This is a genomic window from Roseateles sp. P1_C6, assembly GCF_056406315.1.
The window spans coordinates 154,934-166,764 of the sequence record NZ_JBFUAK010000003.1 but is presented as its reverse complement, the minus strand read 5'-3'; the positions used below and the strand labels follow the sequence as shown (position 1 = coordinate 166,764).

At 67.4% G+C, this 11,831-nt stretch carries 14 protein-coding genes; 5 read left to right on the top strand and 9 right to left on the bottom strand.

Annotated elements, in window-relative coordinates:
- Positions 1-101 precede the first annotated feature (101 nt).
- Positions 102-836: an SGNH/GDSL hydrolase family protein gene (locus AC1D29_RS06730; protein WP_477895460.1), complete on the bottom strand. Its 735-nt coding sequence runs from the start codon at positions 834-836 to the stop codon at positions 102-104.
- 135 nt (positions 837-971) lie between these two features.
- Between AC1D29_RS06730 and AC1D29_RS06725 the strand changes: the two genes are divergently transcribed.
- The gene (locus AC1D29_RS06725; RefSeq protein WP_477895458.1) at positions 972-1,133 is read left to right on the top strand and encodes a DUF1328 domain-containing protein; all 162 of its coding nucleotides are present in this window, start codon (positions 972-974) and stop codon (positions 1,131-1,133) included.
- Between the two features lie 3 nt (positions 1,134-1,136).
- On the opposite strand, the gene AC1D29_RS06720 is transcribed toward AC1D29_RS06725, so the two are convergent.
- The 8 genes from AC1D29_RS06720 to AC1D29_RS06685 are packed head-to-tail and all read right to left on the bottom strand — an operon-like array spanning position 1,137 to position 9,618.
- A complete protein-coding gene (locus AC1D29_RS06720) occupies positions 1,137-1,901 on the bottom strand; it encodes an enoyl-CoA hydratase (protein ID WP_477895456.1) in 765 nt (254 codons plus the stop codon).
- Positions 1,902-1,912: 11 nt separating this feature from the next.
- The gene (locus AC1D29_RS06715) at positions 1,913-2,455 is read right to left on the bottom strand and encodes a DUF1569 domain-containing protein (RefSeq protein ID WP_477895454.1); all 543 of its coding nucleotides are present in this window, start codon (positions 2,453-2,455) and stop codon (positions 1,913-1,915) included.
- A 3-nt stretch (positions 2,456-2,458) separates the two neighbouring features.
- Complete coding sequence (locus AC1D29_RS06710) at positions 2,459-3,673, bottom strand: acetyl-CoA C-acyltransferase (RefSeq protein WP_477895452.1); 1,215 nt, start codon at positions 3,671-3,673, stop codon at positions 2,459-2,461.
- Between the two features lie 11 nt (positions 3,674-3,684).
- Entirely contained in the window at positions 3,685-4,176 is a 492-nt protein-coding gene (locus tag AC1D29_RS06705; RefSeq protein ID WP_477895450.1) for a DUF4442 domain-containing protein, read from the bottom strand.
- An 8-nt stretch (positions 4,177-4,184) separates the two neighbouring features.
- A complete protein-coding gene (locus tag AC1D29_RS06700) occupies positions 4,185-6,581 on the bottom strand; it encodes a 3-hydroxyacyl-CoA dehydrogenase/enoyl-CoA hydratase family protein (protein ID WP_477895448.1) in 2,397 nt (798 codons plus the stop codon).
- A gap of 31 nt (positions 6,582-6,612) precedes the next feature.
- Positions 6,613-7,038, bottom strand: coding sequence for a DUF2147 domain-containing protein (locus AC1D29_RS06695; protein WP_477895446.1), 426 nt, complete (start codon positions 7,036-7,038; stop codon positions 6,613-6,615).
- A gap of 29 nt (positions 7,039-7,067) precedes the next feature.
- A complete protein-coding gene (locus AC1D29_RS06690; protein WP_477895444.1) occupies positions 7,068-8,858 on the bottom strand; it encodes an acyl-CoA dehydrogenase C-terminal domain-containing protein in 1,791 nt (596 codons plus the stop codon).
- A gap of 37 nt (positions 8,859-8,895) precedes the next feature.
- Positions 8,896-9,618, bottom strand: a complete 723-nt coding sequence (locus AC1D29_RS06685) for a TetR/AcrR family transcriptional regulator (protein ID WP_477895442.1) — start codon at positions 9,616-9,618, stop codon at positions 8,896-8,898.
- A 198-nt stretch (positions 9,619-9,816) separates the two neighbouring features.
- On the opposite strand from AC1D29_RS06685, the gene AC1D29_RS06680 reads away from it, so the two are divergent.
- The 4 genes from AC1D29_RS06680 (at position 9,817) to AC1D29_RS06665 (ending at position 11,770) form a co-directional block, all read left to right on the top strand.
- Positions 9,817-10,374: an HNH endonuclease gene (locus tag AC1D29_RS06680; RefSeq protein WP_477895440.1), complete on the top strand. Its 558-nt coding sequence runs from the start codon at positions 9,817-9,819 to the stop codon at positions 10,372-10,374.
- A 97-nt stretch (positions 10,375-10,471) separates the two neighbouring features.
- A complete protein-coding gene (locus tag AC1D29_RS06675) occupies positions 10,472-10,963 on the top strand; it encodes an outer membrane lipoprotein (RefSeq protein ID WP_477895438.1) in 492 nt (163 codons plus the stop codon).
- Between the two features lie 49 nt (positions 10,964-11,012).
- Positions 11,013-11,288, top strand: coding sequence for a hypothetical protein (locus AC1D29_RS06670; RefSeq protein WP_477895436.1), 276 nt, complete (start codon positions 11,013-11,015; stop codon positions 11,286-11,288).
- Entirely contained in the window at positions 11,285-11,770 is a 486-nt protein-coding gene (locus AC1D29_RS06665) for a hypothetical protein (RefSeq protein WP_477895434.1), read from the top strand. Before AC1D29_RS06670 ends, AC1D29_RS06665 begins: the two co-directional genes overlap by 4 nt.
- The last annotated feature ends 61 nt before the right edge of the window (positions 11,771-11,831 follow it).

Genomic DNA, 11,831 nt, shown 5'->3' with positions numbered 1-11,831 from the left:
TTTGTCTCCGTTGGATCCGACCGTCTGTACGGCTGGCGCGGCCGGTATTACCGCGTGATTGCGGCGCGCGCAGTCTAGGAAGCCGCCGGTCGCCGTAGCACTCAAGTTGTTGAGCGGATCGCAACCTGCGGTAAGGCCGCCACGATGTGCTCGACCAGCGCCTCGGCCCACAGCGCATAGCCGCGCGGGCCGGGGTGGAAGCCGTCGATGGCCATCAGCGCGGCGGCGTCGCGCTGCATGGCCTCGGGCAGGTGCACGACGTGACGCGAGGCGTGTGCCGAGACCTGCGCCGTCAAGGCCGCGTTGAAGCGTGCCGCCTGACGGCCGAAGAACCAGCGCAGCGGCTGCGGCAGCAGCGGGAAGGCCTGCATGGGCGGCGCCGCGCAGTGCAGGCTCAGCCGCACGCCCGCGCGGTCGCGCGCCAGCGTGTCGATGGCGTCCAGCGCCGCCAGCGCCTCGGTCGGCGCCACCTGGTCCACGACGTCATTGACGCCCAGCGCCGTGATCAGCACATCGGCCCCCGCCAGCTCGGTGGCCTGCAACTGCGCCAGCGCCTGGGCGCTGCGGTGGCCGCTGGTGGCGACCAACTGCCAGCCGACGGGGCGACCCAGGCGGTCGGCCAGCGCCCGGGCCAGGCGTCCGGCCAAAGCCTCGTCCTGATGGGCCGCGCCGACTCCGGCAGCCGATGAGTCACCGACGATGAGCAGCCGCAGCGTGCCGCCCGCCCTCGAGCGCTCGCCCGCCGCCTCGGGCAGGCGCAGCGCCGTGGCGCGCACGCGGGTACCCTGCCAGAGCAGCACGGGGCCCAGCAGCCATTTGGCCAGCGTCAGCTGCACGGGCGGGGCCCTCCACATGTAACGGCGTCAGCCATGTCCGACTCCAAGCTCCCGCGTCGTCCTTCACGGCGCCAAAGGCCGCGGCCCTAGTCTGCAAGCGTCCGCCTTCAAGGCGTCAACCGTGAGGAGTCCGACATGCTGCGTTACGCCATCATCTTCTTTGTCATCGCCCTGATTGCCGCTGTGTTCGGCTTCACGGGCATCGCCGCCAGTGCGGCCGGCTTTGCTCAGCTGCTGTTCTACGGCTTCCTGATCCTGGCCGTCATCGGCTTGATCATTGGCCTGGTGCGACGCTGACGCTCACTCGAACTTGGAAAAGTCCGGCGCGCGTTTCTGGAAGAACGCCTGGAAGGCCTCCATGGCTTCCGGGCTTCTCAGCCGCGCGCCGAAGATCTCGGCCTCGCGCGCAATGGCCGCCTTGACGGCTTCTCGCTGAGGCTCGCGGATCAACCGCTTGCTGTCACGCACGGCGCCCGGCGCGAGGTTGTTGAAGCGCTCGGCAATGCGCCTGGCGTGGTTGACCACTTCGCTGCCCGGCAGCACACGGTTGGCAATGCCGCATTCCACGGCTTGCTCGCCCGTGAAGGGGTCGCCCAGCAGCAGCTTCTCGGCCGCGCGGCGGTTGCCGATCAATTGCGGCAGCACGACGCTGGACGCGAACTCCGGCACCAGGCCCAGCGCCACGAAGGGCATGGCTAGGCGTGCGTCGTCGGCCACGAACACCAGATCGCAATGCAGCAGCATGGTCGTGCCGATGCCGATGGCCGCGCCGGTCACGGCAGCGACGACGGGCTTGCCGCAGTCCACCAGCGCGTGCATGAACTGGAACGTCGGCGCGTCCTCGCCACGCGTGGGGCCGGCCATGAAGTCTTCGAGGTCGTTGCCCGACGTAAAGATGCCCGGCTGGCCGGTGATCAGCACGGCGCGCACGGCCTTGTCCGCGTCCGCAGCGCGCAGCGCATCGGCCATGCTTTGGTACATGGCCTGGGTGATGGCGTTCTTCTTCTCGGGCCGGGCGATCTCGATGGTGGCAACGCCGTTGACGGTGTAGCTCTTGATGGTCATGGGACGGTCCTTCAGGCGGTAGCAGTCTTGGCGTGGAATTGCGTCCAGTGATTCGCCAGGTGCATCAAATGGGCTCGCTCGTACTGCGGCTTGGTCAGCTCGCCGTAGGCGAAATGAGGCCGCAGCGTACCGTTGAATTGCGCGAAGGCGTCCATCGCGTCCAGCAGCCGTTGCACCGATGTCTTCAGCGCCTGTGACGCATCGAGTGCGGGCGCGCCCGGGATGGGTTCGTCCAGGCTGTGGCTCATCGCGCCCCGAGCGTTGAACACGGCAAACGCCGCCGAGCCGATGGAGGAACGGAACCAGGCGCCCTTCAGCGCCGGAAAGCCCTGCATCGAGAACTCGATGCTCTGCGCCAGGTGCTGGATGACCTGGCTGAGGTTCCAGGGGTTGTCCTGCACGACCTTCTCGGTGAACAGCAGCTCCAGCACAGCCTGCTGCGCACCCTTCCAGGTCGTGAAGGTCTTCAGCCTGCCGGTGCAACCGGCAAGCTGGGTCGCGGCCGGCGCCGCCAGCAACACCGTGGTGGTCTTGAGCGCGCGGCGGCGGTCCATGGCTTACAGCCTTTCGAAGATGCCGGCAGCGCCCTGGCCGGCGCCCACGCACATCGTCACCATGCCGTATTTGCCGCCCGTGCGGCGCAGGCCGTGGATGACCGAGGCCGCGCGGATGGCACCGGTGGCGCCCAGCGGGTGGCCCAGCGCGATCGCGCCGCCGTTCGGGTTGACCTTGGCGCGGTCCAGCTCGATGCCCTTGCTGTCCAGGTCGTTCAGCACGGCCAGCGACTGCGCGGCGAAGGCTTCGTTCAGCTCGATCCAGTCCAGGTCGGCGGCGGTGATGCCGGCGGCCTTCAGCGCGACGGGGATGGCGGCGATGGGGCCGATGCCCATGATCTCGGGCGGCACGCCGCGCACGGCGAAGGACACGAAGCGGGCCAGCGGCGTCAGGTTGTAGCGCTTCAGCGCGGCTTCGCTGACGATCAGCAGGCCGCCCGAACCGTCGGAGGTCTGCGAGCTGTTGCCGGCGGTGACGCTGCCCTTGGCGGCGAACACGGGCTTGAGCTTGGCCAGGCCTTCCAGGCTGGTGTCGGGGCGGGCGCCTTCGTCGAGCTTGACGGTGCGGGTCTTGGTGTTGACGGTGCCGTCAGCCAGGTTGGGCGTGCGCTCGATGACGTCGAACGGCGTCATCTCGGCGTCGAAGTGGCCGGCGGCCATGGCGGCCACGGCGCGGCGGTGCGATTCCACCGAGAACGCGTCCTGCGCCTCGCGACTAATCTTCCACTGCGCGGCGACCTTCTCGGCCGTCAGGCCCATGCCGTAGGCGATGCCGATGTTCTCGTCCTTCTCGAAGATCAGCGGCGACAGACTGGGCTTGTTGCCGCCCATCGGGATCATGGACATCGACTCGACGCCGCCGGCGAACATCACATCGGCTTCGCCGACGCGGATGCGGTCCGCGGCCATCTGCACGGCGGTGATGCCGGAGGCGCAGTAGCGGTTGATCGTCACGCCGCCGATGGTCGGGCCCAGGCCCGCCAGCACCGAGGCCACGCGGGCAATGTTCATGCCCTGCTCGCCTTCGGGGAAGGAGCAGCCGACGATGGCGTCTTCAATGGCCGCCGGGTCCAGGCCCGGGGCTTGCGCCAGCACGGCCTGCATGACCTTGACGAGCATCTCGTCGGGGCGGGTGTTCTTGAAGTAGCCACGGCCGCTCTTGCCGATGGGCAGACGGGTGGCGGAGACGATGTAGGCGTCTTGGACTTGCTTGCTCATGTTTGTTCCTTTCAAGCCTGGGGCTTTTCTTTGGGCACCCAGGCCCAGACAAATTCACACTCGATCGGCTCGATGCCGGCTTCGTCGGTCACGGTCACGGCGACCCGCACTTCACCCTTGGTTTCGCTGGCCATGCTGAAGCGCTGCGCCGCGGTGAGGTGCGCCTTGGCGACGAGACCGCCGGTGGCGCGCTTCCTGAAGTTGACCTGCAGCGACTTGCACAGCGGCAGGCAGTCGTCGCGCACATTCATGCCCACCACCATGCCGGTCGCGGTTTCAGCCAGCAACGACATGGCGGCCGCGTGCACACCCTTGATGTGGTTCTGCACGGGGCGCTTGTTGGCGACGCGGATCTCGCTGCGCTCGGGGGTGAGCGTGACGAAGTCCAGCCCCGCCGTGCCGGTGAAGGGCACGGCTCGGCGCAGCGCCAAGTTGCGGACGACGCCACGCAGCGGGCCGGGCAGGCCATCCAGCTTGGTGAGCGTGCGTTGAAGCCGGTTCATGCTCGTGCTTAGTTGCGCACCGGCTTGCCGGTTTGCAGCATGCCCATGATGCGTTCCTGCGTCTTGGGGTTGTCCAGCAGCGAGCAGAAGTGCTTGCGCTCCAGCGCCATCAGGTACTCCTCGGTGACGAGGGAACCGGCTTCGACTTCGCCACCGCAGACCACGTCGGCGATCGCCGCAGCCAGGTGGTAGTCGTGCGCGCTGACGAAGCCGCCGTCGCGCATGTTGGCGACCTGGCCCTTGATCGTCGCGATGCCGCTGCGGCCGGCGACCGGGAACAGCGCCTTGTGCGGCGGGCGGTAGCCGGCCTCGGACATGCCGATGGCGGTGGCCGTGGCCACGTGCAGCAGCTCGTCCTTGTGCGGCACGATGATGTCGCTGTCGAGCAGGAAGCCGTTCTTCTTGGCTTCGTGCGCCGACGTCGCGACCTTGGCGGTGGCCGCGGTCAGGAAGCCATCCTTCAGGAAGCTCAGGATGTCGGCACCGGCATTGCCGGCCGCAGCCATCTCGGCGGCGCGGCGGGCGATGTAGGTCAGACCGCCGCCGCCGGGCACCAGGCCCACGCCGACTTCGACCAGGCCGACATAGCTCTCGACATGCGCGACACGGCGTGCGCAATGCACGGCCAGTTCGGCGCCACCGCCCAGCGCCAGGCCGCGCATCGCGGCGACGACCGGCACGCTGGCGTAGCGCAGGCGCAGCATCATGTCCTGCAGCTTCTTCTCTTCCGGCGCGATGCCCTTGCTGCCCATCTTCATGAAGACGGGCATCAGGCTTTCCAAGTTGGCGCCGGCCGAGAACACGTCGTCCGGCGACCAGATCACCAGGCCCTTGTAGTCGGCTTCGGCGATCTCAACAGCCTTCAGCAGGCCTTCAGTGACAGCCGGGCTGATCAGGTGCAGCTTGGCGGTGATGGAGGCGATGACGACGTTGCCGTCCAGCGTCCAGACGCGCACTTCGTCGTTCTTGAACAGCTCGGTGCCCGACTTCAGCGGGTCGGCGGCGCCGGTGCCCAGCAGCGATTCGCGGAAGGCCTGGCGGGCGTAGACCGGCAGCTCGCTGCGCGGCTTGAACTTGCCCTCGGCGGCGCTCCACGAGCCCTGCGGCGTGTGCACGCCACCGGCTTCGGCCACGGGGCCTTCGGTGACCCAGGCCGGCAGCGGTGCGCTGGACAGCGTCTTGCCTTCGGCGATGTCGGCGGAGATCCACTCGGCGACCTGCTTCCAGCCGGCGGCTTGCCACAGCTCGAACGGGCCTTGCTGCGTGCCAAAGCCCCAGCGCATCGCGAAATCGATCTCGCGCGCGGTGTCGGCCACGGTGTTCAGGTGCACGGCGGCGTAATGGAAGCTGTCGCGCAGGATGGCCCACAGGAACTGGGCTTGCGGGTTGGTCGATTCCCGCAGCAGCTTCAGGCGGTCGGCCGGCTGCTTCTTCAGCATGCGGGCGACGATCTCGTCGGCCTTCTTGCCGCCGGCGACGTAGTCACCCGTGGCGAAGTCCAGGCGCTGGATGTCCTTGCCGACCTTCTTGTAGAAACCGGCGCCGGTCTTCTGGCCCAGCGCGCCCTTCTCGATCAGGCCGGCCAGCACCTTGGGCGTGGCGTACGTCGAGTAGAACGGGTCGTCCTTCAGGTTGTCCTGCATCGTCTTGACGACGTGGGCCATGGTGTCCAGGCCGACGACGTCCGCGGTGCGGAAGGTGCCGCTCGATGCGCGGCCCAGCTTCTTGCCGGTCAGGTCGTCGACGACGTCCACGCTCAGGCCGAACTTCTCGGCCTCGATCATCGTGGCCATCATGCCGGCGATGCCGACGCGGTTGGCGACGAAGTTGGGCGTGTCGTGCGCGCGCACGACGCTCTTGCCCAGCGACGTGGTGACGAAGGCTTCGAGCTGGTCGAGGATTTCCGGCTGCGTGGTCGGCGTGTTGATCAGCTCCACCAGCGCCATGTAGCGCGGCGGGTTGAAGAAGTGGATGCCGCAGAAGCGCGGCTTGATTTCCTCGGGCAGCACTTCGCTGAGCTTGGTGATGCTCAGGCCCGACGTGTTGGACGCGACGATGGCGTGCGGCGCAACGAACGGCGCGATCTTGGTGTACAGATCCAGCTTCCAGTCCATGCGCTCGGCGATGGCCTCGATGATGAGGTCGCAGCCCTTCAGCACGTCGAGGTGCTCTTCGTAGTTGGCCTGCTGGATCAGCGCGGCTTCGACGCTGTCCCCCAGCGGCGCGGGCTTGAGCTTCTTCAGGCCGTCGACGGCCTTGGTGACGATGCCATTCTTGGCGCCTTCCTTGGCGGGCAGGTCGAACAGCACGACCGGCACCTTGCAGTTGACCAGGTGGGCCGCGATCTGCGCGCCCATCACGCCGGCGCCGAGCACGGCGACCTTGCGGACTTGGAATCGACTCATGGGTTCTATCTCCTAAAGATATTCGTTCAGTTCACTCGACGCGAATCCACGTCTGCGTGCGGTAGAAGGGGCCGATGTAGCCGCGCATCTCCAGTTTCTTGCCGCCGTCAACGGGCTTCAAGCGGGTGCGGTAGGTCTTGCCGTTGTTGGGGTCCAGGATCTCGCCGCCGCCCCAGATGCCGTCGCCCTCGGCCTTCACGCCGCGGATGATCTGCAGGCCGATGACGGGCTTGTCCTTGCGGTCATCCGAGCACTTGTCGCACTTGGAATCGCCGGGATCCTTGGGGTCCAGCAGCTTGTCGATGCTGCCGACCAGGGTGCCCCCCTGTTCGCTGATGCGGACCAGCGACTTCGCGGTTTTGCCGTCGTCGTCGATGGTCTTCCACAGACCCACGGGTGTGGTTTGCGCAAACGCAAACGCGGGCAACAGCAGGGCAGCAGCGAACAGGCATTTCATCGGGGCATCCTTGTCGTCGGGTCAGCGAATCAGAACAGCGCTTCTTCCATTTCCATCAGCGGCGCCAGACCGGCACGCGCGGTGCGGATCAGCGTCGCCGTCTCGGGCAGCAGCTTGGCGAAATAGAAGCGCGCCGTGGCCAGCTTGGCCGTGTAGAACGGGTCGCCGCTGTCCTTCTTGGCCAGCGCGATCTTGGCCGCTTGCGCGAAGAAGAAGGCAAACGTCATGTGGCCCACCACGCGCAGGTAGTCCACGGCCGCGGCGCCCACCTCGTCGGGGTTGCCGAAGGCCTTCATGCCCAGTTCCTGCGTGAGCTTGTTGACCTTGTCACCCAGGTCGGCCAGCGGGTTCACGAACTCCTGCATGGCCTCGTTGGTGCCCTCTTCCTCGATGAAGGCGGCGATCTTCTTGCCGAACTTCTTCAGCGTGGCGCCGTTGTTGCCCAGCACCTTGCGGCCCAGCAGGTCCAGCGACTGGATGGTGTTGGTGCCCTCGTAGATCATGTTGATGCGCGCGTCGCGCACGAACTGCTCCATGCCCCACTCGTGGATGAAGCCGTGGCCGCCGAACACCTGCATGCAGTGCGACGTGGCCAGCCAGCCGTTGTCGGTGATGAAGGCCTTGATGATGGGCGTCAGCAGCGCGACTTCGGCGTCGGCGTCCTTGCGCTCGTCTTCGTCGTCGCTCTTCAGCGCCTTGTCCAGCTGCAGCACCGTGTAGGCCTGCAGCATGCGGCCGCCTTCGGCAAAGGCGCGGGCGGTCAGCAGCATCTTGCGCACGTCGGGGTGCACGATGATCGGGTCGGCCGGCTTGTCCGGCGCCTTGGGGCCGGAAAGTGCGCGCATCTGCAGGCGGTCCTTCGCGTACGCCACGGCGTTCTGGTACGCCACTTCGGTCAGGCCCAGCGACTGGTTGCCCACACCCAGGCGGGCGGCGTTCATCATGACGAACATCGCGGCCAGGCCCTTGTTGGGTTGGCCCACCAGCGTGCCGTTGGCGTTCTCCAGCACGATCTGCGCGGTCGCGTTGCCGTGGATGCCCATCTTGTGCTCAAGGCCGGCGCAGAACACGCCATTGCGCGATCCCAGCGAACCGTCCGCGTTCACGTTGAACTTGGGCACGACAAACAGCGAGATGCCCTTGGAGCCTTGCGGCGCGTCCGGCAGGCGGGCCAGCACCAGGTGGATGATGTTGTCGGCCATGTCGTGCTCGCCGGCCGAGATGAAGATCTTGGCGCCGGTGATCTTGTACGTGCCGTCTGCCTGCGGTTCGGCCTTGGTGCGCAGCATGCCCAAGTCGGTGCCGCAATGCGGCTCGGTCAGGCACATGGTGCCGGTCCACTCGCCGCTGGTCAGCTTGGGCAGGTAGGTGGCCTGCTGCTCGGGCGTGCCGTGGGCGTGCAGCGCTTCGTACGCGCCGTGGCTCAGGCCCGGATACATCGTCCAGGCCTGGTTGGCCGAGTTCAGCATCTCGTAGAAGAACTGGTTCACCAGATGCGGCAGGCCCTGGCCGCCGAACTGCGTGTCGCAGGACAGTGCCGGCCAGCCGCCTTCGACGTACTGCTTGTAGGCCTCCTTGAAGCCCTTGGGCGGCGTCACCTCGTGGGTGGCTTTGTCCAGCGTGCAACCTTCGGCGTCGCCGCTGAGGTTGATCGGGGCGATGACTGTGGCGGCGAACTTGCCACCTTCCTCGAGCACCGCGTTGATCGTGTCGGCGTCGATGTCCTCGTGACCGGGCAACATCTTCAACTCGTCGACAACGTTCAACAGCTCGTGCATGACGAACTGCATGTCACGCATGGGCGGGGTGTACTGGGGCATCGGGTACTCCTGGAACAGCTTGGGGTGGTGAATCGGGTCAGCGCTTCGTGGCGCCGTTCTTGGGGGCCTTGCGGCTCGTCTCGATGTCGAGGCCGGCCGGCGTGGCATAGAACTGGATGGTTCGGTCGAAACCGATGCCGGCCCGCGCGAGCGCGCCGGGGATGCGCATGAAGCGCGCGTCGTGGTGCAGCGACAGGATCAGGCCATGCAGCTCGAAGACGATCTGGTCGACGTCGGCATCACGCTTCAGGTGGCCTTCCTCGACCGACAGCACGATGGCCTTGTGCAAGGCCGCATGCCAGGCCTTGACCATGGCGACCAGCGCGTCGCGCACGGGGCCGGGCCGGTCGTCGAACTCGACGGCGCCGCTGATGTAGATGCAGCCGGAATCCACCTCGACCGACACGCGGCGCACCCAGCGCTCGAACATCGCGCGCAGCCGCGGCAGGCCGCGCGCCTCGCGGATGGCGGTGAAGAAGACTTCTTCCTCGAACTTGGCGTGGTACTCGGTGACGACGGCGATCTGCAGCTCTTCACGCGAGCCGAAGTGGGCAAAGACGCCCGACTTGCTCATCTGCGTCACGTCGGCCAGCGCGCCTATGGACAGGCCTTCCAGGCCCATGTGCGAGGCCAGGCCCAGCGCGGCGTCCAGAATGGCGGCCCGCGTCTGCTGGCCCTTTTGCAACGAACGCGCAACGCGCACGGGCTTGGCAACCCGGAGCGAGGCGGCTTTCTTGGCAGGGGCAGGCAGCGTGGACACGGTTCAAGAATAAAACGAACGATCGTTCTATTTTGCAGGTCACTCCCGTGACAACGCCAGCTTGCCCGGGCGATTTCTAGGGTGATGTGCCTAATACTGCCGCGGACCTAGGGATGACCCGGAGGGCCGCCTGTCATGGCCGCGCGCTTGAGCGGCAAGTCGCTTCTGAAGTAGTCTCCCGGTTGGAGGTTGACTTCTGTGGATGTGCTCCAACTCGATGTCTCCGGCCGGCCGCAGGCCTGGATCACGACCCGCGAAGCGGCCGTGATCTACGCCTGCGATGGCGTCGCCTGGACTTTGGGCGACCCCTGCCAGGTGCTGCGCGGCGGCTGGCAGCGCATCAGCGGCCGCCAGTCGCGCATCGAGGTCCATCCCATCATTGCCGTGCGCGGCGCCGTGCCCAGCCGGGCCTGGCGCATGGCGCCGGCGCTGTCCAACACCAAGCTGTTCGCGCGTGACCGCTTCGTCTGCGCCTACTGCGGCCACTGCCTGCCGGTGGAAGACCTGACGCGTGAACACATCCAGCCCACGTCCCGCGGCGGCATGGACACCTGGATGAACTGCATCACCGCCTGCCGGCCCTGCAACGGCCGCAAGGGCAGCCGCCTGCCGGAGGAGGCGCGCATGAGCCTGCTCTACCTGCCCTATGTGCCCAGCCTGCACGAGGACATGATCCTGCGCGGCCGGCGCATCCTGGCCGACCAGATGGAGTTCCTGCTGGCCAGCGTGCCGCGCAGCTCACGCCTGCACGGTTGACCGCCAACGGGTAAAGAGTTGTAGCAGCCGGCTGCAAGTGGTCAACGGCGGGACAATTCGACACGTTGCGCTGCTGTTTTGCCCAAGGAGTATTCGAATGTCCAAGCTCATGACTTCCGTCACCCTGGCCGCGGCCCTGGTGCTTTCGGCCTGCTCGACGACCAGCCCCGACGTCGTCCAGCGCGGTGACGCGCAGCGGCTGTCGCAGGTGCAGGACGCCACCGTGCTGTCCTCCCGCCCGGTCACCGTCGACGGTTCGCAGAGCGGCGTCGGCGGTGTGGCCGGCGGCGTCACCGGCGCCATTGCCGGCAGTTCGGTCGGCGGTCGCCGTGAGGGCGCGGTCGTCGGCGTCATCGGTGCCGTGGCGGGTGCCGTCATCGGCAACGCCATCGAGCGCTCGGCCACCAAGGAAGACGCGCTGGAGATCATCGTCCAGCTGCGCAACGGCGAACGCCGCGCCATCATCCAGGCCAAGGGCGCCGAGAGCTTCAACAGCGGCGACCCCGTCGTGCTGGTCACGACCGGCGGCAAGACGCGCGTGACGCGCGCACCGGCCGTCGTGCCGTCCGCCCCGGCCAACAACGGCTGATCTCACCATCGCTCGCGGGCCGGTGTCCCGAACTGGGACAATCCGGTCCATGAGCATGAAGAAAACCGACCTGGAACGCCTTGCCGGCCTGAAGCTGGACACGGCGATGCGCGGCCAGGCCATCCCCGGGCGCTTCGGCCAGGCCGCCGCCGCGCTGCCGGACCGCAAGGCCCAGCGCAAGCTGGACGCCGCGGCGGGCCTCGTGCCCTTCGCCTGCAAGCTGCCCGCCTCACTGACCGAGCAGTTGCGCGAGCGCGCCGCCACGCATGACGGCGGAATCAATGCGCTGGTCGCCGAGTTGCTGGCCAAGGGGCTGAAGGCATGAGCGGCGACCTGGACGAGCCCCTGTACGAAGCCCGCCTGTGGCGCGACAACGGCTGGACCGCGCAAGTCATCAAGAACGAGGACGACGAGGGCTGGGCCGTCGCGATGTTCAAGGCCGGCGAAAGCGAGCCGGCGCTGGTCGGCCCCTGGACGATGGGCCGCGACAAGAAGAACCCCAAGCCGCTGGACGTGAACGCCTTCAACACGCTGGTGAAGACCGCGTCTGAGGTCCTGCGCCGCCACGAGCAGCAGTTGCACGCCCAGCTGAACAAGGCGCTCTACGTCGCGCGCGACGGTGCCTGGCTGAAGATCACGCTGGAGATCGTGCCCGCCGAGGACGACCCCTACGCTTGGCTCGCCGCCTTCGATGCTGCTGGCGAGAAGCTGGCGCAGGTCAAGGTGTCGGCGGGCTTCAAGCTCAGCCAGTCCGCCGCCGAGGCCTGGGTGGACAACGGCTACGAACGGCCCGCTGGCCGGGACTGACTCGGTCAACAGCAGGTCCGATTGCGGCCAGACGCGGCCCGGCCGCGCCGGAAGAATGGCG